Source organism: Ruminococcus flavefaciens ATCC 19208, assembly GCF_000518765.1.
GTDB lineage: Bacteria > Bacillota > Clostridia > Oscillospirales > Ruminococcaceae > Ruminococcus > Ruminococcus flavefaciens.
On record NZ_JAEF01000006.1, the window covers coordinates 23,876 to 50,239 of the forward strand.

At 42.0% G+C, this 26,364-nt stretch carries 16 protein-coding genes; 5 read left to right on the plus strand and 11 right to left on the minus strand.

Features of this window, described 5'->3' with window-relative positions:
- Positions 1-97: 97 nt before the first annotated feature.
- The 7 genes from L870_RS0100085 to L870_RS18825 all read right to left on the minus strand — a co-directional run bounded on the left by L870_RS0100085 (position 98) and on the right by L870_RS18825 (position 13,267).
- The gene (locus L870_RS0100085) at positions 98-1,543 is read right to left on the minus strand and encodes a sensor histidine kinase (RefSeq protein WP_028516373.1); all 1,446 of its coding nucleotides are present in this window, start codon (positions 1,541-1,543) and stop codon (positions 98-100) included.
- On the minus strand, positions 1,533-2,204 hold the full coding sequence (locus tag L870_RS0100090; protein ID WP_028516374.1) for a response regulator transcription factor: 672 nt from the start codon (positions 2,202-2,204) through the stop codon (positions 1,533-1,535). The genes L870_RS0100085 and L870_RS0100090 overlap by 11 nt, the downstream gene beginning before the upstream one ends.
- Before the next feature lie 81 nt (positions 2,205-2,285).
- Positions 2,286-3,494, minus strand: a complete 1,209-nt coding sequence (locus tag L870_RS16135; protein WP_051411267.1) for a 4Fe-4S binding protein — start codon at positions 3,492-3,494, stop codon at positions 2,286-2,288.
- Positions 3,495-3,564: 70 nt separating this feature from the next.
- Complete coding sequence (locus L870_RS0100100) at positions 3,565-4,827, minus strand: carbohydrate-binding domain-containing protein (protein ID WP_028516375.1); 1,263 nt, start codon at positions 4,825-4,827, stop codon at positions 3,565-3,567.
- Positions 4,828-5,015: 188 nt separating this feature from the next.
- Complete coding sequence (locus L870_RS0100105) at positions 5,016-6,314, minus strand: GGDEF domain-containing protein (RefSeq protein WP_028516376.1); 1,299 nt, start codon at positions 6,312-6,314, stop codon at positions 5,016-5,018.
- Positions 6,315-6,535: 221 nt separating this feature from the next.
- The gene (locus tag L870_RS18820) at positions 6,536-9,625 is read right to left on the minus strand and encodes a family 43 glycosylhydrolase (protein WP_080676297.1); all 3,090 of its coding nucleotides are present in this window, start codon (positions 9,623-9,625) and stop codon (positions 6,536-6,538) included.
- Between the two features lie 228 nt (positions 9,626-9,853).
- Complete coding sequence (locus L870_RS18825; protein WP_080676298.1) at positions 9,854-13,267, minus strand: carbohydrate binding domain-containing protein; 3,414 nt, start codon at positions 13,265-13,267, stop codon at positions 9,854-9,856.
- Positions 13,268-13,775: 508 nt separating this feature from the next.
- On the opposite strand from L870_RS18825, the gene L870_RS0100120 reads away from it, so the two are divergent.
- The gene (locus L870_RS0100120) at positions 13,776-15,119 is read left to right on the plus strand and encodes an MATE family efflux transporter (RefSeq protein WP_028516377.1); all 1,344 of its coding nucleotides are present in this window, start codon (positions 13,776-13,778) and stop codon (positions 15,117-15,119) included.
- A 139-nt stretch (positions 15,120-15,258) separates the two neighbouring features.
- On the opposite strand, the gene L870_RS0100125 is transcribed toward L870_RS0100120, so the two are convergent.
- From L870_RS0100125 to L870_RS18150, 4 genes are all read right to left on the minus strand, one after another.
- Positions 15,259-16,965, minus strand: coding sequence for a hypothetical protein (locus L870_RS0100125; RefSeq protein ID WP_155250119.1), 1,707 nt, complete (start codon positions 16,963-16,965; stop codon positions 15,259-15,261).
- 55 nt (positions 16,966-17,020) lie between these two features.
- A complete protein-coding gene (locus tag L870_RS0100130; RefSeq protein WP_028516379.1) occupies positions 17,021-17,581 on the minus strand; it encodes an RNA polymerase sigma factor in 561 nt (186 codons plus the stop codon).
- A gap of 332 nt (positions 17,582-17,913) precedes the next feature.
- Positions 17,914-20,136 carry a putative bifunctional diguanylate cyclase/phosphodiesterase gene (locus tag L870_RS18145; protein ID WP_051411269.1) on the minus strand — a complete coding sequence of 741 codons (2,223 nt, stop codon included), beginning with the start codon at positions 20,134-20,136 and terminating at the stop codon, positions 17,914-17,916.
- Positions 20,137-20,408: 272 nt separating this feature from the next.
- On the minus strand, positions 20,409-21,347 hold the full coding sequence (locus L870_RS18150) for a helix-turn-helix transcriptional regulator (RefSeq protein WP_028516380.1): 939 nt from the start codon (positions 21,345-21,347) through the stop codon (positions 20,409-20,411).
- A gap of 121 nt (positions 21,348-21,468) precedes the next feature.
- Between L870_RS18150 and L870_RS0100145 the strand changes: the two genes are divergently transcribed.
- From L870_RS0100145 to L870_RS0100165, 4 genes are all read left to right on the plus strand, one after another.
- Complete coding sequence (locus L870_RS0100145) at positions 21,469-22,470, plus strand: ABC transporter ATP-binding protein (RefSeq protein WP_028516381.1); 1,002 nt, start codon at positions 21,469-21,471, stop codon at positions 22,468-22,470.
- Complete coding sequence (locus L870_RS0100150) at positions 22,467-23,270, plus strand: ABC transporter permease (RefSeq protein WP_028516382.1); 804 nt, start codon at positions 22,467-22,469, stop codon at positions 23,268-23,270. The genes L870_RS0100145 and L870_RS0100150 overlap by 4 nt, the downstream gene beginning before the upstream one ends.
- Positions 23,271-23,274: 4 nt before the next feature.
- Positions 23,275-24,078 carry an ABC transporter permease gene (locus L870_RS0100155; RefSeq protein ID WP_028516383.1) on the plus strand — a complete coding sequence of 268 codons (804 nt, stop codon included), beginning with the start codon at positions 23,275-23,277 and terminating at the stop codon, positions 24,076-24,078.
- Positions 24,079-24,598: 520 nt separating this feature from the next.
- Complete coding sequence (locus L870_RS0100165; RefSeq protein WP_028516384.1) at positions 24,599-26,170, plus strand: dockerin type I repeat-containing protein; 1,572 nt, start codon at positions 24,599-24,601, stop codon at positions 26,168-26,170.
- Positions 26,171-26,364: the final 194 nt, after the last annotated feature.

A 26,364-nucleotide genomic window follows, 5' to 3' on the forward strand; every position in this document is an offset into this window, starting at 1 on the left:
GGAGCAGATGCCGCATGATTCAATTAGATAAAAAAGCGGATATACAATGTTATAAACAAAAAAGATGTAAGAGCAGAACCTCTTACATCTTTTTATATTACTCTTTAACGTCAAGTATGATGCTGAATACACTGCCCTTGCCTATCTCGGATCTGGCCTCGCATTTACCTTTGTGCATTGACACTGTCTGCTTAACTATAGCCAGTCCAAGACCCGAAATCCCATTTCCCTGACGCTGACGCTTGGTGTAGTATTTATCCCATATACGATTAAGTTCTTCGGCTGCAATTCCTTCACCATGATCAGATATTTCGATCACTGCCTTTCCGTTCTCAGCTTTAAGCTTTATGCCTATCCACTTATCTTCACCTGCATGACGTACAGCATTGTCCAGTAGATTATAAACTGCCCTTTGCAGTCTTGAAGCATTCCCTCTGATATATGTATTCTCTGCTATATCACGTTCAAAAGAAAAGCCCTCCTTAGAATACAGCTTCTCAAAACTGTCAACAACAGAATTTACAGTTTCACTGATGTCAAAATCACTCAGTTCAAGCTCGCTGTTTGTCATTTGAAGTTCGGAATATTCAAGTATCTCATTGACAAGTGCAGTGAGTCTGTCAGACTCCTCAACGATGACAGCAACATCTTCTGCACACTGCTTTTCATCCTCACGGGAAATATCCCTTATCATTTCTGCATAGCCTTTTATCATTGTAAGCGGAGTACGCAGATCGTGTGAGACATTCGCCAGAAGCTCGTTCTGAAACTCCTGCGACTTTTTCAGCTTTTCCGCCGTATTATCAAGAGTTGTGTTCAGCTCATCAAGCTCTGAACAAAAACCTTCATGGAAAATGATATCACTGTCTATTTCTGTGAGCTTGTGAGCTTTTTCGGTAAGCTGAGCAACGGGCCGTGAGAAGTTTCTTGACATGAACCATGCAAGCACAAGGCTAATGACAACAGACAAAAGAGTTACCCACAAAAGCTGCACTCTTATTATTCTGGCAGCAGAACCAACCGCGTTAAGTGTTGTACCGATATAAAGCACAACTTTGTCATCACTGCCGTAAAAATCTATATATCTTCCGTAAACATACAGATCATCAGTCTGCAATTCAGCTTCATTGACGTCCGAGGCAGTGAGCTTATTCAGAAATTCATCGTAGTTTTCGGGAAGCTCTCTGTAATGTCCGCGCCCGCCCTTAAACTCTTCTTTGAGCATATCAGTCTCAATATTACGATTTTTATGTCCCTTCTTGTACTCATCGGAGCTGTACAGAATATTTCCATCGGTATTTGTAATAAAAACAAGAACTGAATTATCCCGTGAAAGATCATCTATATACTCTGTTATATCACATGAATTGCTCTTTAAAGCTATTTTATCGGCAGCAGCAACTGTATTTTTTATTATCATACCGTTATAGAAACGCTGCAAAAACACTGTCTGCAACAACCACAGCACTGCGAAAACAACAGCAGTAAAAAACATAAAATAGCCAAGCAGTTTACGCTGAAAAGTTCTTTTTTTACGTTTCAAATTTATATCCCACCCCTCGTATGGTACGGATACAATCACGGTATTCGCCTAATTTGCTGCGAAGAAGCTTTATCTGCCAGTCAACTGTCCTGTCAACTCCAAAGCTGTCGTATCCCCAGACTTCATTCAGTATCCTGTCACGTGAGAGAACTACACCTTTATTCTCTACAAAAAGCAGCAGAAGCGAATATTCCTTTGCGGTCAGATCAGCTTTTTCTCCGTTAATCGTAACTGTCATTCCGAGGGTGTCTATTACTATGCCGTCAATACTGATGAGCTTATCGTCAGACGGTATTGATGTTTTTTTGTGGCTCAGTATGACCTTAATACGTGCCATAAGCTCCATAGGAGAAAACGGCTTTGTAACATAGTCGTCAACACCGACCTCAAAACCAAACAGTTTATCGAACTCCGTGCCTCTTGCCGAGAGCATTATCACAGGAATATCCTTGAATTCCTTTATCTTCTTACAGGCAGTAAATCCGTCCGTGTCAGGCATCATAACGTCCATGACTATAATATCGAAATCATCTCTTGTACAGGCATCTATCGCCTGCCTTCCGTCGGAAACAGCTGTGACATCATATCCCTCTCGCTCAGCATAACGGCTTATAAGTGTAACTATATTAGGTTCATCATCTGCTATCAGTATTTTAGACATACAGCACCTCCTAATTGTTATTGTAAATATTATACACTAAAAATGCTCCTTTGTAAAGGAAAAAGGAGCATTTTCGTTTTATCAGCGGGAGTGTCTTCCGCCATGACCTTGTTCTGCTGTATCATTAGGATTTGTAAACTCTATACCGAGAGCGTCAGCAACAGCTTCCTTTATGCCATTGCTGCTGAACGTTGCGCCGCTTACAGCGTCAACATCTGTACTCTGAGAACTGATAACTGCCGGGATAACACCGTTTTCGGCACGGCTGAAAAACTCATCATCGTCCTTGAACGAATCAACTGTAATATCCGAGATATTTCCATTTTCAACAGTGACTGTCACCTTTGTACTGCCTCGAAAGCCTTTTCCTGTTCCCGAATAAGTACCGTCCTTGTAAATTCCTGATTCTTCGGACTGAGTGACCGAAGCTGCATTTTTATTGCTGCTCTCAGCATCGGACTGGGTATTGGTAAACATTCCCGCATAGTACAGACCTGCGATTATAGTAACTGCAAGCGTACCCGATATAGCAGGAAGAGTATATGCCGATATCCTTTCCTTCTGACAAATCTCTGTACACTTCATGCAGTTGATACATTCTCCCGATGAAACCTCATCATACTTGTAAAGCGGTATGGACATCGAACATTTTGAAGTACAGAGCTTGCAGTTTCCGCATTCCTCTGACCTGCGCTTTATCGGATAAAGCCTTGTCCTTGACAAAAGTGAGAAGATAGCACCAAGTGGACAAAGGTATTTGCAGAAAAATCTCTCTATGAAAAGTGAGCCTATGATTATGAGCAACAGAAGCACTCCGCCGAGAGTGAGAAAATATTCAAGACTGCTCCATGCGTCTAGTGACGTATATATGCCGAATACCGTCCACGGACTCCAGACAACGCTGCCAGTGACCGAGAAGCCCCACACGCCTACTGCAACAAATGCAAGCACTGCATATTTCAGGAATTTTATGTATTTATCTGCTTTTTCGGGTATCTTTACCTTGAATGGTATCAATTTACCGAAAGCATACAGCAAGTCCTGCATCGCACCGAATGAACAGATAAAACCGCAGAAATAGCGTCCGAATATAATGGTGACGAGAAATACTCCGAGCACGAGTAACAAACTGCCGAGATAATCGGTTAATACGAAAGTACTGCCTATTATGGAAATTATTATACTGCCTGTGGCTGAGAAAACTGTTATAAACAGAGCAGGTACAGTAACGAATGCAATAAGCTGTATGACCGCCCTTACTATCTGTATCGGTGATAGTTTCTTTTTCATAGCGCTCACCCCTTAACGATGCTTAGTCTATAGTTCATTTGCTGTAAGACTGCCTGTGTTCATGCTGCTGTCAGAATCTGCCGCCGCGTCCGCCGCCGAAGCCTCTTTCTCCTCCGTTCATTTCGCCGCCCATGCCGCCATTCATTTCGCCGTGCATACCGCCGCCCATCATGCTCTGAGGTATCTCGGAAACTTCTTCACCGTTGACGATTATAGTACCACCGTTGAATTCAGCTGTTCTGTCATAATCGAATGATGACATCTGAGCTGTAACATTGATAGTGCCGCCGTTTACGTATATAGAACCGTTAGAATCAATACCGTCTGTGTCGCCCTGACCTACCTCGACATTGATGTTTCCGCCATTTATCTCGATAGCTGTTTCGTATGCATTTGTATTTGCGGAAGCGTTTATTCCATCATCAGTCGCATAAATGCTGATATCACCGTCATTGATAAGAACGTATGTAGCCTCAATTCCTTCAGATGCTGTGATATCGAATGTACCGCCATCTATCTGGAGCAGTGCGCAAGCCTGAATGCCGTCACTCTTGCCGTTTATGCTGAATGTGCCGCCTGATATTGTGATAGTCCCCTCAGTTTCGTCGTTCTCGCAGTGGAAACCGTCCTTATTGGTTGTAATATTGAATGTTCCGTCACTTACAGAGATAGAATCATTTGCTTCAAATGCGTCCAGTGCGGATTTCACATTGTATGTACCGCCTGTTATCTTCATATCGTCCTTTGAAGTGATGCCGTTGCCGTAATATGAAGTAACATTGAGTATACCTGTGCCGTTAAGTACAAGATCGTCCTTTGAGTAGATCACCGCATCTGTGTTTGCATCGCCGTCTGATGTGAACTGTCCGCTGACTGTAAGTGTGTTCTCACTGTCTGTAGTTGTAATGAATACCTTGTCTGCTGAGACAACATATATTGCAGAAAAATCGCTGTTTGTGATGCTCACTCCGTCAAGGACCAGCTGAACCTTTGCATTTTCATCTGCTTCAACTCTTATGGTGCAGTTCTCGGCAGTTCCGCTTATAGTATATATACCTTCTTCAGTGATGTCGATTGTCTTGCCATCTGATACACTGATATTCTCGGCTTCACTTGTATCTGCTGTCTGTTCGAGCTCACGCTTGGTATAAGTTACCTCTTCAATGTTTGAAAGCTGCTCCACAGTAGCTGTATCCTTTTCTTCTGATACAACAGATGTCCTGACCTTTTTATCAGCCGAAACACTGCTCTCTGTATCGTTGTTGCTTCCGCAGCCTGTTACTGCTGCTGCAAGCATTGCTGCCATAAATGAATACATATATATCTTTTTCATAATAACTCTCCTTTTAATACGATTGTGGGTGATTTTTGTTTCTATGTCTGTATTATACAGGAGTATTTTGTAAGATAAATGGAGTAAAAGTGGAATCTCCGGCACAAAATGTGGAATTGAAGTTAATTTATGTGATAAATTTGTGAAATAGAAAAAGCAGCGAAAAAATTCGCCGCTTTTCATTTATATTATTCGTAGCATACCTTGTTTCTGCCTGTGGATTTCGCAGTATACAAAGCCTTATCAGCACGTGCGAACCACGGCTCGGGCAGATCGTCTGTACAAAGCTCAGCTGCACCGATACTGCATGTGATAGAACCAACCACATCAAATGATGCAGCTTCTATACTGCTGCGAAGCATTTCAGCAGTATTCATAAGCGAATCTTTATCCTCGCTGTAGATGACAACCGCAAACTCCTCGCCGCCCCAGCGTCCGACAGCAGCATTTTTGCCTGCAAGCGCATTTTTAACGACCTCTGCCAGATGAGACAATGTCTTATCGCCAACAGCATGACCGTAACGATCGTTGACAGTCTTAAAATGATCTATATCGAGTATCATCAGACCTGCCGGCAAATTATCCTTCTTATGCTGCTCTATTGCATTACGCAGCTCAGTCTCGATACGACCGTGGTTGAATACCGCCGTCAGAGTATCTGTAGAAGCAAGCTCCTCGTAATGCTTCAGCGTTGCCTTCATGCTGATAGTAGCTTCGTGAATATTCTGTACCATGTAAACGAAACGGTAATCGTTTTCGTTTGTAGTATCCATACGGCTGAAAATAAGCTTTACCCACTGATAGATACCATCAAGATTGACCATCTGTATATCAAACGAGTCAACATCTCCCGGTTTGAAATGTGAACGCAGATAGTCAGGATCGGAGCGCTTCAGGAACAGCTTCTGTTCGTCCTCTGGGATCATATTAACAATAGTATTTCGCCATTCCGAATACTTCAGCTGATAATTAAGCGGTTCATCAGATATCTCGGTCAAAGCTACACTGCTCGTAGTATCACTGGTCAGATCGAAAGCCATTGTAAATACATAGATATTATTCTGTATAGAACTTACCTTATTTTCGGTCTCTGCTTCCTCTTCATGCAGACTTGCATCAAGCTCATCAAGAAGGAAAAGATAACGTCCGCTGTCATCGACAGGCAGGATAGACATCTGAACAGAATGAGGTATATCGTCCACCAGCAGCTTTATGCGCTTGCTGTATTTACCGTTGAATTTACTCATATTCGGAATAAACACATTATAGGTATCTGTTATCTTTCTGCCGTCATCATAACGATGGAACCATAGCCTGTGCACCATTTCTGTGTAAGTGCCACTTTCTGAAAGAACGTCCTGAAAGACTCCTCTTCTAACCAGTGCACGGTATGTATCGGCTTTCTCATCGGCAATGACCAGTGCGCTGACAGAATTTCCATAGTATTCTAACGCCTGATCAAATGTAAAATCATTTATTGTCTGCATATTACGTCATCCCCCTATTGGCATTTGTCTAAATCGTCTTAAAATTATCGACATCTTTAAACTAATATAATTATATCACATATTTTTCTGCGTGTCAATCATTACAATTAGTTTACTATATTTTGAAACGATTATTTTACATATTGTTAAAAATAACACGGCTGCTGAGCAAAACTCAGAAGCCGTGTTGATCTTTATATTATATTTGTTAATGTTTAAATTTAGTTCTGGAAAGCTATGCGGAAGAAGTTGTAGAGATGAGCTCTGATACAGTTATCACCGTGATAACCGCCATTTACATAATGCCAGATATGAGGAACGCCGTTCTTCTCAAAGCTATTGTGATAGCTTCTGGGATTGTCGCCAACAGTCTGGTCATTGCTTCCTGCAGTTATCATCAGGAAGTAAGGCTCATTGCTGCTGTCCCACTTGAATGAACCTGTAACTCCGGGAGCGGGGCATATAGCACCGATATAGCCGATCTTATCAGACATCTGCATTCCGATGAGGAGTGACTCGCGTCCGCCCATTGAGAAGCCTGTGATAGCGGTATTATCCTTGCCCGTCAGAACGCTGTAGTTCTTCTCAATCTCAGGCATAAGATCGTTCTTGAGCTGATTGATGAAGTTATCGTAAGCTCTGTTGTTATTGTCATCCATACCTGTAACTGCATCCTGAGTAGCGCTTGAGTATACATCAGGGAATACGCAGATCATTTCCTTTGCCGCACCCTCAGCAATAGCATTGCCCAGCATCTCGCGGGTATGCATCTCAGCGTTGCCTGTTGTGAGCATTCTGTCAGGATTCTCATAGTAGCCGTGAAGTATATACATTACAGGGTATTTCTTGTTTGGATCGTAGTTTGGAGGCAGAAGTACATTGTACTTCTTGTTTCTCTTACAGGTATTTGAATAATACGTCTTCTTCTGTATCTCACCGTAGGTTACGCCATTCTTGGACTGATTTGCCGAATCAGGCTCTTTTTCAACTATATTTGCCTGCACCTTAGCTGTGAAATCCTTCATTGAAAGGTGTGAAGCTATTGAAGCAGTAGTTGTGGTCGTTGTTGAAGTAGTAGTTGTTGTAGTGACCTTTGTTGTGGTAGTTGTTGCAGGTGCAGTAACTGTCTTAATATTATCTGAATAGCTCTCGGGGAGCTGTGTAAGCATTGTCAGGAGGTACTTCTGAATAGAAAGAGCATCGTTTGCTGTGATACCGCCGCCTGCTTCGCTTACGTCTGCATTGTAAATTCCGGGCTCTGTAAGCTTGTACTTATCAGGGTTAGCAAGTGACTGCATTATAAGAACTACGTCGCCCATATCCACATCGCCGTCAGCGTTAGCATCGCCCCATATTGTTACCTTTGAATTAAGTATCTCCTTCAGGTCCTGTACAGGAGGTTCGGTGGTCGGAGGTGTGACTACAGTCTCCGGTCCAGCTATAACTGTACCGTCTACAGCTGCAAAGAAATTATCAACATAGAAGTTTGTAGCAGGTGTATCATCGTCAGAGTCGCCCTCAGTCTCCACATATATGAGAAGGCTCTTGGCACCCTCTGGTATCTTGTAGCTTGTATTTGCAAGCTGTGCCCACTCACCCTTTGCAACGTCCTTAGTGTCAATCTTATCGTAGTGAGTCTCACCGTCTGAGCCTGTATACTGGAGAGTAAGGTGGAATTTGGTTGTAGGAGCGCCTTCTTTATACTTTACAATAGCAGAGAAGCTGTAGTTCTCACCTGCTTTGAACTTGTAATTAAGGTTCTTTCCGACGCCCTTCCATGAAGCTGAACGGTCTGAGCAGTATACAGAGCTATCGCCCTCATATGCTTCATCAGTGCTTAAAGCAACTGTTGCACCGCCTCTGTCTGAGCATCCGTCAAGCTTGCCCTCGAAGGTGTTCTTGAATATATATGTCTGGTCTGTATCTGTAGAGCTTGAACCTGCTCCGTCAAACTTCCACCAGTCAACGTTCATAAGATATCCGTCCCCGCCGTTGAATACAAGGTAGAGGTCGTGCTCACCGTCAGCACCTGCTACATCGCAGGACACCTCTTCCCAGTTCTGCCAGCCTCCTGTACCGCCGACCTTAAGGTTACCCACAATAGGACCTGTCTTGCTGTCAAGGTGAAGCTCGATGTTTCCGCCGTTTTCAGCAGAAGCAACACAAGCCGTGAATTTATCTGCACCTTCACCGAAGTCAACTCCTGCGACCTTGATATAAGCACCTTTTTTGATGCTTCCTATATTAACAGAGTTGGAAGAGTCTTTTTCGGTCTTGATACCTTCACTCCAGCAGATAGTTTCAGCCTCTACTCTCTCAAACGGATTAAGAGGCTCAAGCTGGTCGGGACCGGTGGTGGTAAGCTTCATAACGGGGATAGTGCCGTCTGCGTTGTATGTAAACTCCTCACAGGAAGCGCTTCGGTTATATGAGCCGCCGCCGGGAATTCCGCTCTTGTGATAGAAGAAGTAAGAGTGGTCTTTATAATCAATTATACCGCCGTGTGTGGTGAAGCAGTTTGAACCCTGCTGTAAAACTCCGCGGTATGTCCACGGGCCTGTGACAGAGGGACCTGTTGCATAGCACTGGCTTTCACCGCCGAAGCCGTCAACAAACGATGCCCAAACAAGATAGTAAAGGTTATTGTGCTTGTATATCCACGGACCTTCCCCGTAGGTAGTGCCCTTGTTGCTGGAGCCGAACTGCTGTGCGTTCATGTCAAACTGCTGGATCGGACCGTCCAGAGTTACCATATCTTCTTTCAGTTTTACATAATAGCATTTCGGGTTTCCGAACATGAGCCAAGCCTGACCGTCATCATCTATTATAACAGTCGGGTCGATGTAATCCCAGTTAGGACCGCAAAGCGGCTTGCCGTTGGGGTCACTGTATGGTCCTTCGGGTGAATCTGCCACTGCAACACCGATAGCTCTTCCGCCGCCGCCCTTATTGGTGGTGGTGAAATAGAAATAATACTTGCCGTTGCGCTCGATACACTGTGAAGCCCATGCGTCATTTGCGTTACACCATGAGAATGACGTATCCTCAAGTATTCTGCCGTGGTCTGTCCAGTTCTTCATATCCTTTGTTGAGAAGCACTGCCAGCCTGTCATGTAGTAGAAGTCGTTGTTGCCCTCACGGTCACAGCCTGTAAATACATACAACTCATCGCCGAATACCACGGGAGCAGGGTCAGGTGTGAATGATGTCTGTACGATAGGATTTTCTGCCTGCGTAACAGCAGGTACTGATGCGCAGAGAGTTACGGCTGTCAATGCAGCCGCAGTAATTGCTGAAAAAATCTTCCTCATTCCAATTCTCCTTTTTTTAATATCCCTTTTTTTGTTGTGACTACAGATCATATCTGTAATCAGTTACGATACATATACAACATTATATTAACATGTAATTTCACCAATTTCAACCCACAATTTTTAGGATTAAGTGGATAAAATATAGAAATTGATAAAAAGATAACAAAAGCATGCCTTACATATGCAGAAAAGCTCCGACAATACTGTCGGAGCCTCTGGCAATTTTTAAGCGCGTGTATGGATCTGACCGCCAGCAAGTGTCTTGCCGTGTGCCTTTGCCATATCTGAAATATTTACATTCTGATAACCATTCTGTGCAAGCCAAGGAAGAACCTCTTCCATAGCTGCTGCTGTTGTAGCATAAGTCTCGTGACAAAGTACAATAGCACCTTCAAGTGAACCGTCCTGAGCAGCCTGCTTGATCTTGTTTACGATCTGATCCTTCGAAGCATTGTTCCAGTCGCCTGTATCAATAGCACAGCTGATAAGCGGTATATCATAAAGTGCAGACTTGACCTGTCCGCCGCCGTCAAGGTAAGGAAGTCTCATAAGATGTGAGGGCTCAGTGCCGATGATGCTCTTGAGCTTGCTGTTGCACTGCTCCCACTGGCTGCGTACCTCAGATGAACTGAGGGAGCCCAGTGAAGGATGCGACTTGGAGTGATTAGCCACTTCCATGCCGTTCTTGTAAGCGTACTTGACTTCTTCGTTGTCGCCGTTTGTTGTTGTCCAGTCGCCAACATAGAAGAATGTAGCTGTCATATTGTTCTTAATGAGTGCGTTAAGTATCCTCATTGAGGTATCTGTTGATGCATTGCCGACTGCACCGTCATCGAATGAGATAGCGCAGAGCTTCTTTGAAGTATCTACTTTACCCGGTTCGGGAGTCTTTACTTCACCGACATGCCCCTGACCTGTTACAACTGTAGACTTTGTTCCAGCTGTTGCAGCAAGTACCTCGTCAAGATAGAAGTCCATAGTATCGCCTGAGCCATCCATAGTTTCTACATAGAGGATCATATCGCCTGAATTATTCGGGATAGTAAATTCAGTATTTTCGAGCTTTGTCCACTCGCCGTTCTTACAGGTTTCCGATGCGATTGCAGTATAAGTTGCAGAGTCGCCTTCACCCTGCTGGAGTGAGAGCTGGAACTTTACGTCCTTGCCCGACTGCTGGAGTACAGCAGCACTGAAGCTGTATTTCTCGCCGACCTTGAAGTCAGAACCGAGAGTATAAGCTGCACCGTTCCATGCAGCTGTTCTGCCTGAAATGTAAAGTGCCTTACCTGAGTAATAGCTGTCACTGCTTGCAGCAATTGAAGCGTTTCCTCTTGCAGTCCAGCTGTCTGTGCTTGAATCGAATGCGCTCTTGAAGTATACCTTTTCTGCAGCAGGAGCGTTAGTCGTTGTGGTAGCAGCTGCTGTCTGCTGTTTTGTTGTAGTTGTTACTACAGAAGAATTCGTCACACTACTGGCCCAGCTCTCAGGCAATGTATTAACAAGACCTAAGAGATATTTCTGGAGTGTCAGAGCGTCGTTTGTTGTAATACCGCCGCCTGCCTGGTTTACGTCAGCGTTTGCAGCTGCCTTTTCTGAAAGTGCATATTTATCCGGATTTGCAAGTGACTGCATGATAAGAACTACGTCGCTCATATCAATTGTTCCGTCACAGTTTGCGTCGCCCCACTTTGAAACCTTTGCTTCAAGTGCTGCCTTAGGATCCTGTGTAACAACAGGAGCAGCTGTTGTAGTCGTAGTAGTGGTTGTTGTTACAGTAGTTGTAGTCGTAGTTGTAACAACAGGCTTAGGACCGTCTATCTGAACGCCTGCTTTTGCAACGATAGCTTCGTCGATGCTGAAATCGTCTGTGCCTTCCTCTGTTTCAACATAGAGGATATATCCTGAACCCTCAGGGAGCTTGTAGTTTGTATTTGAGAGCTGTACATATCCGCCTGAGGACTCACCGTCAGCGATATGATCATACTTTGTCTCGTTTGAAGAGTCTGTATACTGGAGTGACAGCATAAGCTTTCCCGAACCTGAAGCTGCTACGCTGAAGCTGTACTCCTGACCGCCCTTGAATGTCAATGAATCAAGAGACTTCATAGCACCGTGCCATGCACTGGTTCTGCCTGATACTGTGAGAGCCTTGCTGCCTGCATAAGCTGTACCGCCTGTAGTAACAGCTGCACCGCCTCTGCCTTCCCAGCCGTTGCTGTCGTCCTCGAATGTATCATGATAGTAGTAACCGTTTGCATCAGGCTCAATTGGCTCAGGAGGTACAGGATCCTTGCCGCCCTCAAAGCCCTTGCCGTCGCTTACAAGGCTTACAACGAATGTTGAAACGCTGTTTGCAGGGAGCTGAGCATTGAATGAAGAGCCGCTTGCATTCATATTAAGTGTCTTTGCAATATTTTCACTTCCAGATGTTCTGTAGCGGTCAACATTTGTGATAGTTCTGCCGCTGATATTGAAAGACTGGTTGATCTCGTTACTGCCCTTATTTATAGCAACGATAGAAATCTGTGTATCACTGTGCTTGTAAGCTGATACGAGGATATTGCTGTCAGGCTGCTCTGTAGCATCGATACGGACATCGCCCGGACGTACCCACTTTGAGAACTGAGCCATAGCATAACCTCTCTTTGAGATCTTGCCTGTATCCCACATAGGGCTGTACTGACGGCGGATATACCACCATACGTAAGCGTTCATGTTTCCGACAACAAGAGCGTTATGGATATTCTCTGCGACCTTTACGCCCTCAGGCCAGCGGTCAGCGGAATTGTTATCGCTGTTCGGAACGTATACCTCTGTCATCCAGATCTCTTTTCCGCAGGTTTCAAGTGCGGGGAAATCCATCTGGCTGCGCTGAGTACCGTAGAAATGTGTACCGAACATATCACAGTTAGCCATTGCCTTTGCATTGTTAAGGATAGCATTATAATAGCTCTTTCCGTACTGGAATGTTTCAGGTGACATCATCTTTGTGGTTGTACCTGCTGTTACTGCCTTACCATAGTTAGCAAGGAAAGTAGCACAGCGATCTGGTGACCAGTATGTCCACTCTGATGAGTAGTCAGGCTCGTTCTGAACTGAGATAGAGTTAAGGTGTACGCCCTGGCTGTCACAGTATTTGATGAAGTCATTAAGATGCTGAGCATACTGTGCTTCCATGCCCTGTTTAAGAACGTACTGTCCGCCTGTCGGACCGCCGCTTCCGTTTTGTCTCATTGAGGAAGGCGGATTCCACGGTGTAGCAAATACAGTTGCGCCAAGCTTCTGAGCTCTCTGAGCTGTCGGAATGGCATTCTTCCATGCGTTCTTATCGTCACTTACAAAGATACGCAGGATAGTAAGTCCAAGCTCATTTTCACCGTTGCCGAAAGCTGTCTGCACCTGTGCTTCTGTCATGTCTCCGGGAGCGCCGTTCTGAGCGTTGTAGCTCTGCCACTCCGGGTGGTTCATGCCACCAAAACCGCGGATAGTCTGGTATTCCTTGTTGGTGTTGATGTTACACGCACTTGCTGCGTCTGCTACAAGTGGTGCTGAAGACGGGAATACTGATGAAGTACTTGCCAGTACCGCTCCCGCCAGAACTGTTGATAGAACAGTCTTGATTTTTTTTGTCAGATTCATTAAACATCCTCCTGAAAATCGAATTGCTCCATTTTAATATCCCAAATTTTGGAGCTATTTATATTTTATTGCTTTTTTAATAATTCGTCAACGCAAAAAATTAATAAAAGGTGGACAAAACGATACATTTAACATAATAAAATATTATAACAATAATAAAATACTTTAATTGCACATAATATTCTTTAAATATGTATGTGCTTTACATCATAATCCGTAACGATTGTAATTTCATGTGAATTTTTTTGCATAATATTACAAATTGTTAGTATCTGCAATTCATAATAGAGGAAATACAATGTATTTAACGCCGCTCTCTATACAATACATACATTCAATACCTGCACATTTGAGAATTTCACCATATATAACTTGACATTTTTTCTGAATTATGATATAATTCGAAACTGTTAAGCAAGGCAAAACATTTTATAGAAATGTAATGCCGGATAAGACCGCAAGCTGAAATGCCTGTTGTTTTATCCGGCTTTTTTGTGGAGGTATACAGATGAAAAACAACAACTTTACCGAAGGAGCTATTCTTCCAAAGCTTCTTAAATTTATGCTCCCCGTACTGTTTGCTATGTTCTTGCAGGCTATGTACGGCGCTGTTGATCTGCTTGTGGTAGGTCAGTTCGGAAAAGATGCTGATGTATCTGCCGTTTCTACAGGCTCACAGATACTACATACGCTCACTAACCTTATAGTCAGCTTTTCAATGGGCATAACCGTAGCAGTTGCGCAGCGTATCGGACAGAAACGTCCCGAAGAAGCAGCTCAGACAATAGGAACAGGTCTTATTATATTTGCCATTACAGGTATAATATTTACTGTGATATGTTTTTTCGGCTCGGGCGTACTGGCAGCAATTATGCACGCTCCGGAAGAAGCCTTTAACCTTACGCAAAACTATATCCGCGTCTGCGGAGGAGGTTTTCTTGTTATTACCGCCTACAATCTGCTTGGAAGTATTTTCCGAGGACTAGGCGATTCAAAAACACCGCTGATTGCAGTCGGCATTGCCTGCATACTTAATATTGTCGGTGATCTTCTTTTTGTTGCAGTATTTCACCTCGGAGCAACCGGTGCTGCTCTTGCCACTGTAATAGCACAGCTTGTAAGTGTTATCATATCTTTATTCATTATCAGAAAAACAAAGCTTCCATTTGAGCTTCACAAGTCCAATCTGAAACTTGAAAAAAGTTACGCTAAAAATATCCTCAGGATCGGAACACCTATCGCATTGCAGGATTTTCTTGTGGGCATATCATTCCTTGTAATACTTGCAATTGTAAATCAGATCGGTGTTACTGCCTCAGCAGGAGTTGGCGTTGCCAATAAGGTATGCGCTTTCATCATGCTTGTGCCTGCGGCATTCATGCAGTCAATGGCTGCCTTTGTAGCTCAGAACTATGGTGCAGGTCATAAAGACCGCGCCGTAAAAGCACTTAAAAGCGGTATTGGAGTATCGCTCTTATTCGGCATTGTTATGTTCATTATTGCTTTCTTCCACGGAGATATGCTTTCGGGAATATTCTCTAATAAGCCTGATACAGTTGCAGCTGCGTGGGATTACCTGAAAGCCTATGCTATAGACTGCCTTTTCACCTGCTTCCTTTTCTGCTTCGTTGGCTTCTATAACGGTATAGAGAAAACCAAGTTCGTAATGATACAGGGTATATGCGGAGCTTTTCTTGTCAGAATTCCTGTTGCATTCCTTATGCAGCATTTCGGCGGAGGTTCATTATTCAAGATTGGACTTGCAACTCCGTGTTCAACGATCTTGCAAATCATTTTGTGTTTTGCTGTCTATATAAATTTCAGGAAAAACATTAATACAGGTACAAGATAGCATTAAAACAAATCTGATCTGTTTTCAAATCCTTTCATATGCAAAAATATCCCCCTCACCAAACGAAGTATTACTTCTGATGATGAGGGGGATTATTTATTTCTTAACTTTCTGCATACACATAATCATTCAAAGTAACTCAGTGATAACAAGCTAATACCTTACCGTCACTGCCGCGAAAATAGAAGTGCGGGACACTGCCGGGCGTTGCTGTATGATATTTTCCATCTTCTGATGTGCCTGAGAATAACGTAGGACGGAAATCCCAAATGTCATATTCCTCATTATAGGTTGCTAAATAACAAGGGTTGTCTCTGATTATCTTTGTGCCATCATGCCATACAGTATATTCTTTATCATGGCTATCGACGTATTCCTGTCCATTGAGCCTGAGAAGTATCTCTCTGCCTTTTGCGATGGCATCCTCTTCGTCGGCAATCGGACCAAGTACCCTGTCAGATGGAAAATACACATCAGCTCTATGGAACATAAAGCTGACTACGTCCTTGTAATCGACCATATTTCCATTTTCATCCAATGCGCTCCAAGAACGATCGGTGTCTTCCCAACCGTCAACACCTGCATAATAATACTCTCTGAAGATATCTTCTTCAGTCGGCTCTTTTTCTACAGGTTCATCTTCCGGTTCTTCCTCAGGAGCGTTCTCCTGTTCAGTCGTGGTAACTGTAGGAGTTTCAGTCGTAGTTGAAGATGTAGTTACAGCTGTTGTCGTTGTCTTGACCTCGAATGAATACTTATCATCGTACTTACCGCTTAAAATGTCGCTGAGAACAGACTCAAATTCTTCTATGTCGATATAGTAGTTTTCACAGCCTGTAGGAATATCATCATAGTCGGTCAATTCATATTCACAGAGGTTTGCAACACCGTTGCTGCTGATATAGTATGTTAGTCTTCGGGTAGTTGTGCTGCTTGTCTTATAATAGCAGGCAACAGTATAGAGAAGATTATCACTGTCATAGTCCATAGCCTTTTCATTTTGCAGCATATCAAGGAAATCATCTCTGAGGAAGCCCTGAAGCGCCTTGAATGACTTGTGGTCCACAGGAATTACCTCTTCGGAATCGAAGCCCTCATGGTATTCAACCATACCATTCTCGAAATCTCCCTGAGAGAGATACATTTTATCTCTTTTAGAGAGATATTCACCTGTATCGGGTACATCACTGCTCCAGATATCCTGTATGCCCTTATCAAAGGTCGCATAATCAATATTAAAGACTGAACTTGCGATGATAGGATATTCATAACAGTTTCCGTCAGGAGTGCATTTTTCCGTTAAATAATATGCTTTTCCTTCCTCTGTAACATAAACATAAAACCATAGATCACCTTTTCGCCAAACGATATCATAACCATTGCCTTCATAATTATCGAAATCAGGAATATCTTCCTCAGCAATTTCTCTGCCCTCGCCCCAGTTAAAGTTATTCAGAAATACTGCAAGCTTGTCAAAGGTCGCATCTGAATACTCAACAAAATCATAGTCGTTTATAACGTATATATAGAAATATACCTGCTTGAAATCTACAAATGGTGATACTGCACCGGAATCAGCTATCTCTGATGCTTCATTAGATTGAGTTACGGCAACCATATCTTCGGGAAGTCCTGAAGTATTTGACTTATTCTTGTGTATAAGATAGCCTGTAGCACCCAAGCCTGTAATAAGTATGGCACTTGCTGCCATAGTACTTACAATGCGAACCATTCGATTTGAGGAGTTTACAGTTTCTATACCGCTTACGACCTCTGTATATTCTTCATTATTTTTATCTGTTGATTCTTTAGCAGAAAAAATATTTTTAAATTTAGAATGTTTCATTTTTTTCTCCTCCTCATATTGAGCTATGCGGCGGTGTACATTCTCGATCATCTCTTCATGTTTCAACATATTCAAAACCCTCCGTTTCAAGCTGTGATCTGAGTGACTTTCGAGCACGATATAGCATGGATTCCAAGCTGCGAAGACTCTTTTTCATTATCTTTGCCGCTTCTTTATTACTAAATCCCTCAAAATAAATGAGCCATAACACCTGCTGATATTTCGGTTGGAGTTTTCGCATTGCCTTATGAATCATTATCTGCTGTTCTTTCTTGATATAAGCCTCTTCAACAGCAGTTTCATCATCTATCATTTCAGGTGTATCTTCAATAGAAATACAGTTCTTCCTTGAATCCTTGCGAATATGATCTACCGCAAGATTTCTGCCGATAGCATAGAGCCATGTCTTGAACGAACTTTTCCCCTTGAATTTCGGCTTTTTTGTACCAAGCAGAACAAAAGTATCTTCGGTGATCTCTTCGGCTTTCTGAACATTCCCGACTATGCTTGTCAGGTAAAGTATCAGACCATCGCTGTATTCTATTATTATCTCATCTAATCCTTGTACATCACCATTGTCACGAAAACGGCGGTAGCTACTTGCACCGTTATCCATTGACAAACTCCTTTCTGAAAGCATTTCCTGTGCCTTCATTTATTAGACGTTATCAGAAAGAAAAACTACGCGCTTTTTTCTGAAAAAAATTTCAAAACATTGATTTTTGTACAACGTGCTGTAATATATCTTAGTATTTCGTTTATTCCGACATTTTTTGTATACTGCATTTATATTAATTTTATCACAATATCAGTGAAAATTCAACTGTTTAGCAGAATCTGCCGATCACTGATTCACGCTTTGAATAACAAGTCCCCCTCACCAAGTATAATTAACTGGTAAGGGGGATAATTTTATTAAGATATTTGTATCATTAAAGATTTTTCATATTATATAATTCCAGTAACCAATTTCTCTGCGTCCTCTGACGACATCGGACGTCCCCAGATATAACCCTGAACATAGTCGCAGCCTATACTTCGCAGAGCTTCAAGCTGCTCCTCTTCCTCAACACCTTCTGAAATAACATCAAGTCCCATGATATGTCCCATTGAAATAATAGCGGCAACATACTGCTTTGATGATTCGTTCGCATTGATCTTGTCTATAAACGACTTGTCTATTTTCAGAAGATTGGCAGGTATCTTATTAAGATAGCTGAGTGATGAATACCCTGTACCGAAATCATCTATAGCAAGTTTTACGCCCATATCTCTGAGCGCATTTATACACTGCAGCGCCTTGTCCGCAGAGTCGATCAGTATTGACTCTGTTATTTCGATCTCCAGCTGATCAGGAGTTATATCGCTGTTTTCGATAAGATCATGTATCTCTTCGACAAAGCCGTTTTTCATCAGATGTCTTGCCGAAGCATTAAGGCTAAGAGTCAGATCAAGTCCAGTTTTTTTGATAAGACCGCTGAAGAAAACTGTTGCTTTTTTAAAGACCATGCTGTCAACCTTGTCAATAAGCCCCACCTTTTCGGCTACGGGAATAAACTCGCCCGGAGAAACAAAATTCCCATCTGAATCCTTCATACGGGCAAGAGCTTCAAAGCCGCGGAGTTTATGCTCCATATCATACTGCGGCTGTAAATTGTAGTATATCGTCTCCTTTTTCAGAGCTTTTCTTATTATATTCTCTAATTCAAGTGTACGTTCATTCTTGCGGATATCATGAGTATACTTCATGATATGATCGCTGCTTTTTGCTTTTTTTATCTCATTCATAGCCAGATTAGCGTGAGATATAAGTGAGTCGGCTGTATCTGCATCTGTGGGATACTCTGCATATCCAAAGCTTGCAGTTATGTACAGGTCACATCCGTCTACAGTAAGATGATCAGTGAGCACATCTGCGTACCGTGAAACAGCACTTCGCTGCTCGTTATCATTGCTGTATCCGGAAATAATAAGCAAAAACTCGTCACCGTTAATACGGGTGATATATTCCCTGCACTCAGAACATTCTCTTTCCGAAACCGATTTCCAGCGCTTGGAAATTTCGATCAGCACCTTATTTCCAGCCTTAAAACCCAAAGTATCATTTACGCTTTTAAAATTATTAAGGTCGATAGATACTACAGTAAACTTTTCATTACGTTTGATAAGGTCTGCAACGTAATCCGAACTTGCGAAACGGTTAGGCAGCTTGGTCAATGCATCAGTATAGCTCATATATTTGAGATGTTCGACCATTCTGTAGCTGTATAGCTCAGACGCAAGGATAAACGATGTAAGCTCAAGGGTCTCTTTTATCATAAGTGCCTTATCATCGCTGAAATTAATCGCCCACATAAAGCCTAACAATTCATCTTTGAACATCAGCGGAAATAATACGATAGTTCTGCCGCCTGCACTTGTAATAGAATTATGCCATATAGGATTGCGTTCCTTTATCAGATCCATATCATGATCGTTTTTTACGATAAGGCAGTTGCTTCCGCCGATAGTGTCCAGCCATGAATAAGCAATATCATAAAAGGCGTCATCTACATATTTATCCATAGGAAGAAGATCCGTATCCTTTGAAAAAGCTTCACAAAGCACAGAGCATTTACGTTTTTCGGTATCCATAAGCAGGATACAGCAGTGCTCGGAATCGCAAAGATCACGAACGTCTGCACAAATTTCTTTCATGACTTCCTTGAAGTCGTCGGGATTCTGAAGCTTGATACAGGTCTCAAGGACATAAGACGCTATATCCGCCGAAACTGTGGACATCCTTTTGGCATCGGGTTTCAGGTTTACCTCAACGATATAGAGACAATAACATATATTGCCTTTATCCTGTGACAACGGTATAAACGACATATTGAACCAAACTTCATACCTTGCAGGTCGCGCATAAGAATTAACGCACTTCTTTTTTACAGCAGCCTCATAACAGGCTTCCTCAAAATTCAGATCTTTCGGTACGTAGTTGGTATATTCACGGTCAGGTATGAATTTATTCGTCATCATTTCCATACCCACAGGCTTTTCAATAGTATCTATATAAGCGCGGTTTCCCGTTACTATACGTATTTTTCCGTAACTGTCATCATCAATCTTTTCAACAGATACAATACAGGCAGCTTTGCATATGCCATCAACAATTGTCTGGAAATCCATAGCTTCCCCCCCTTGTTTGTAAAAACTACGCATTCAGAATAAACTTCATTAAACTTATATAAATTTTACCACTTTTACACAATTTCTTCAATAAAAAACTATAAAAATTTACAAATTTCGGTAAATAATTGGCATTTCATACAAAGCATAAACCTTTTATTTGTATGTTAAGACAACTATTTATATTGCAAAAAAACGGCAAAATTAATTGAATCACTATCATAAATTCCTAATTGCAGTAATTTTCTTTTTTCTGCCGTATTTACTTTATCTTATGGAAGAGTAAGCGTATCCGAAAGCTTCAGCACAGCCTGCTCGCAGCACTTATCGCCGAGACTCCTGCGGTACTCGCTTGGACTTATACCAAGCTCTCTGCGGAAGGATTCCGCATAATAACTTGCTCCCGAAAAGCCGCATACAAGACCGATATCAGTGATAGTCATATTTGTGCCGCGAAGAAGCTCTATGCTTCTTTTCAGGCGGTATTCATTGAGATACTTCATGGGCGGTGTAAACAGGAATCGCTCAAACATATTTCCGCAGGTTCGTTTTGATACAAAGCCTGCCGCTGCTATATCCTCAAGAGTTATTTTTTCAGCATAGTGTGAGTCGATATAGGCTATCATGGCTTTCATAGCTGTCAGCTGAGAACGTTCGGTCTGTGCTTTTTCGTCGGGAGTAACATTCTCCGCGACCTCGCTCCAGATCAGATTGATAAGCCCTGCTATAGCCGATTTAGATGATCTATCATTACGTTTTCTCTCGATCATCGAGAACCAGTTAAGTATATTCTCGTGCCATTGTATCCCCTTCTGCAAAAGTATATAATCAAATGACGAAGTCAGAAAGGGCTGTACCAGCTGATGCTCCACTTCTTTTGAAATACACAGCAGCATCGGGTGAAATATAAGCACGTAATAATAACATTCGCGCAAATCTTCAGTCTGTGAAGAATGTATCCTGCGTGAATTTATGATTATCCCCTCACCTGTGCCCACCTTCACAAGCCTTCCGTTTATGTTATAGACTATTTCCCCCATAGCAGGGACAAGTATTTCTATATCCTCATGCCAGTGAGCAGGCATAGAATTGTTTGCATACGCACTGTGCCGTCCTTTAAAGAATCCATATGGCACATCAGCACAGCTGTACCTTACCTTTTCGCTTCTGTCGCTGTTAACTTCCAAATCATACCAGTTTCTTATTCTCATACTGCTGTTTTTCCTTTTTGTTATACTAATCTGCAAGATTACGATTGACACGGTATTACTGACCGTAATATAATAATATCACACAAAAGAACATACGTCAACATTACAGAGGTGAAACAAGATGGGAAATATAATAGAGATCAAAAATGTAACAAAGGAATTCAAGGTACTTAACCGCCGCGAAGGTCTTAAAGGCAGTATAAAGGATCTGTTTTCAAGGAATTACAAGACCGTCCGTGCTGTAGACAATATAACAATGGCGATCGGACAGGGAGAGATAGTCGGATATCTCGGTCCTAACGGTGCGGGGAAATCAACAACTATAAAAATGATGACAGGAGTTCTTGAGCCTACTTCTGGCGAAATTCTTACAAATGGGATAGTCCCGTATACAAACCGTGCAAAAAACGCACAGGAAATAGGCGTTGTATTCGGACAGCGTTCTCAGCTTTGGTGGGCACTGCCTCTTGTGGAGTCATTCAAGATACTGAAAGATATATACCAGATAAGCAACGAAAAATATAACGGAATGATCAAGCTTTACAAGTCTCTTGTGGATATAGAGCCTCTGCTGCACAAGCCAGTCCGTCAGATGTCTCTCGGACAGCGAACCCTCAGCGATATACTTGCCGCATTCCTGCACGACCCTAAAATAGTATTTCTCGACGAGCCGACAATCGGTCTTGATGTATCCATGAAATCAAAGATACGAAAGCTTATCCACGCTCTCAATAAGGAAAAAAATACTACCGTAATACTTACCACTCACGATATGGGTGACGTTGACGCGCTGTGTCAGCGTATAGTCATTATCGACAAGGGCAAGATGCTGTACGATAATGATATTGAGCATCTGAAAAGCTTCTTCGGCTCATACCGTACACTGAAAATACGTACAGACGGAGATCTTTCGGCTCAAGCTGACAGCATTAAAGAGGAGCTTCCCTACTTTTCCGTAACTGCCGATGAAGAGTGGATATCAGTTCTTGTGGACGAGGAAAAGTCCAAGGTCATAGACGTTCTCGGACAGCTTCAGAGGTCGTATAAGATAAAGGATATGCAGCTGGAAGAAATATCCACGGAGGAGGTCATAAAAAAGATATACGAGGAGGGTGTTGTATGAAGCTGAAAAAATATCTCACCCTTACAAAGGCAGGAATAATGGAGTCCCTGCAATTCAGACTTGGCACATTCGTTATGGCTGTCGGCAATCTTCTGTATCTTATAGTCGTGTACTACCTATGGAAAGCAATATACGCTTCTTCGGGAAGCGAGACCGTCAACGGTATGACTTTTTCGGATACACTCATATATCTTGTGCTTGCAACTGCGCTTTTTAACTTTATGGAGATGTACACAGTATGGGAAATGGGACGCGGCATACAGTCAGGAAAAATAGTTCTTGAGCTTCTCAAGCCTATGGAGTACAGGAACTACCTGTTCTGGACGTATTCAGGACAATTTGTTACCAATTTCTTCTTTACGTTCCTGCCCACATTCATAGTTGTTGCAGTTGTTACTCACGGAGCTATACACCTCGGACTTAACCTGCTGTTTTTCGTAATATCCGTAATAATAGCCATATCACTCAACTATAGCATTAACTTCATTGTCGGCACAATTTGTGTCTATACAGAGTCAATATGGGGAATAAACATAATGAAACAGGTCATAGTCCTGCTTCTTTCGGGAGCAACTATCCCCCTTGCGTTCTTCCCCGAAACACTACGCAGGATAACATACTATCTGCCGTTCCAGTCGATATATAACGCTCCTCTTTCCATACTGCTGAACGCTTCTCCCGAACCGAAGGAGATCATAACTACCATTGGCACTCAGCTGATATGGTGTATTGCAATGCTGATCATCAGCAAGCTGTTCTGGAAGGTATCACTGCGGCAGATCACGGTGAACGGAGGCTGACCATATGGAAAAAAGAGGTTTAAAATTTTATCTCAGAATATACTTCAAGATACTGGCTCAGGATCTGAAAAGTAAAATGAGCTACCGTGCCGATTTCATCATTTCAACCATCGGAATGATATTCACAAATATCGCAGGCTTTGTAAGCTTCTGGATACTGTTCCGCAGCTTTCCGTCAATAAACGGCTGGGGCTACTATGAGATGCTGTTCCTTTACGGCTTCTCCCTTGTGGCAATAACACCTGTACAGTGTCTGTTTGATAACAACTGGAGTCTCAGAATGGCTGTATATTCAGGCGATTTCATAAAATACTGCTTCCGTCCAATAAACATATTCTTCTATTATCAGTCGGAAGTATTTGACATCAAGGGACTGGGACAGCTTGCTTTCGGAATAGGTACTCTTATATATTCATGGGTAAAGATAGGTCTCGGCTTTACTCCGCTAATACTTCTGAAAATGACAGTATTCCTGCTGACAGCTTCACTTGTTATGATAGCGATGCAGAACGCTGCAGCAGCTACCTGCTTCTGGATAATGAATTCATTCTATGTCCTCGACCTTGTGACACGTTTCAAGGATTATGCTAAATATCCTGTGACGATATTCAGTCCTGTTTTCAAGTTTATATTCACATTCCTGATGCCGATAGCTTTTATAGCCTACTACCCAAGCCTTGTGATACTGCGGCCTGATGAAGTCCCTCTGCTGTCATGGCTCTCGCCTTTTATCGGAGCTTTCTTCTTCTGGGTAAGTTATAAGATATGGATGCACGGTGCACTTAAATATAACGGGACAGGTTCATAAATCAAAACACTACTAAAGTAAGCTCCAAGCTTTTAAATCGTTATCATTGCAAGCGCTTTGTTCTAATTCTTTACCATCGGCTATGCATGTTACAATTAAACTGATAAAAACCACCCGTTAGAGGGTGGTTTTTGATTTACATATCAGAAATCAATTCTAATACACGTTCATTTTTTCTGATTTCAGAAGTAGTATATGTTAAAGAGAAAAGCACATTTGACAAAATAATATATATTTCTATTGATTTTATAGATATATTGTTGTATAATTAAAGCAAGCAGTTATATGCTGCAAATTTCAGAAATGGCAGGTGATATTATAATGTTAAAGAAACTCGCAGCTGCTGTTATGGCAGCTTCAACGACAATTTTTCCCGTATCCTTGAATGGAATGACTTTTTTTTAATACTTCGGTCGCATATGCGGAAGTTCAAAGTGTACAGCCGTCTCAAACGGCTTGGATACCGAGTGATTTTGAGTCTGCACGTGAATTCCGTAACAACTACGGAGCTACACATATTGTGGACGGAGCTGTATGTGTCGTTTTTGAAATTGAGTATGACGCACCTGACCCTGATGTCAATTATTTTGAAAACAGATTTTTATTCAATGCAACAAATGGAGTCAGAGGATCAGCGAAATTAAATTACTACTTTAATGAGAATGATCTTGAAGATAATACAGTGTATGTCGTTGCGGCAATTACATCAATACCCGCAGCTGAATTTGAAGTGGAATTTATCGACAAAGCAATAAACTCAAGCATAGATACCGCTCATCCACATTCTGTCGGACATTATTCTTTCAAAGGAATAGCTAAATATACTACCATAGAAACAGATATTTACGGCTGGCTTCCCGACTGTGAGCCCGAGTACAAGGACTACGTTGAAAAATACGGGGTGGTCTCTGTCAGAGATAACTTTGTTGTGTTCTGCATGGATTCAAATGCAGGTACTCCTTTTACATGGCAGGAAAAGTCAAACAACTATTCCGATAATTTCAAACTAAAAGCATCATTATTCTGCAACAACGAAACAGCAGAACCTGTTGAGGGTGGCAAGCTTCATCGTGTTGCTGTATATCAGGCTGTCAAGGACGGTTATGCAAAGATAGAGTGGGGGTATATTCCAAATCAAACATGGGAGTTAGAACCACCTTTCTCTGAAGATGACCTGAAAGATACGCTGACAGCAGACTGCGTTATACTTGATGATGCACAGGCTGTCCTTCTTAACGGTCAGACAAGAGTTGCTGTAACTGATGAAGATACAGGTGAATTGATGTCGGATAAATATCTTGAATCGTATCCGTTTAAGTTCCATGCGGATATTATCTATAAGGCTGAACTGTTTTCGAGTCTAAGTGGAGATGTTGCAAATTATACTGTGACAAAGAATAAGAACATTTTACAGGAAGGCTATCTTTGTCCCAACCTTTCATCACTTGCTGCGGCATATAAAAAGGCAGACCTTTTTAAGATCACTACGGAAGAACCGCCAGAGATAATATATTACGACAACGACGCAATGGACATGATCTTCAAAACCTCAAAACCGCCTCTCGGAGATCTGAACAATGACAAGATATTCAGCATATCTGATCTTGTTTTACTGCAAAGGTGGCTTTTAGGTGCATCTGATATTAAGATCACTGATTGGTCATTGGCTGATTTCAACGAGGATAACAAGGTAGATGTATTTGATCTTTGCCATATGAGAAAGGCACTTATCAACTCAATAGACATACCTATATCAATCAGTATTACAGAAACAGGCGGATATGCAGGTGTGCACAGAATCTGGAAGGTTTATCAGGAAAATGATAAATTCTTTGTATATTATAAAAATGAAAATAGTGATACAGAACCATCAGTCATTGAGATATCAGAACATGATTATCGGGAAATAATGTCTCAGGACTATGACACAATTATTAAAAAATACAATAGCAGTCAGCATGAAGTTGTAATGGATGGATTTATTTATAACACTGTTTTAAATTATGAAAACGGTTCTGAGAAACAAACCTCTGCGGATATGTCCAATATTATTTATAATATAAGTAAGAGCCTGAATATAAAATTTTCTTAATTGAAAATCAAGCCTTAAACATACCTAAAAAATAATCCGATCATAAAATTAATATGCACCACCCAAGCTAACGCTTTTAGTGGTGCATATTTTTTGTTTAAATCAGGCTGTAAGAAATTTGGCGTAATTCAAAATAATTATTTATAGTGGATATGAGCGGAAAACTCATAAGCTAAAAAAACAATTTCTTTCCT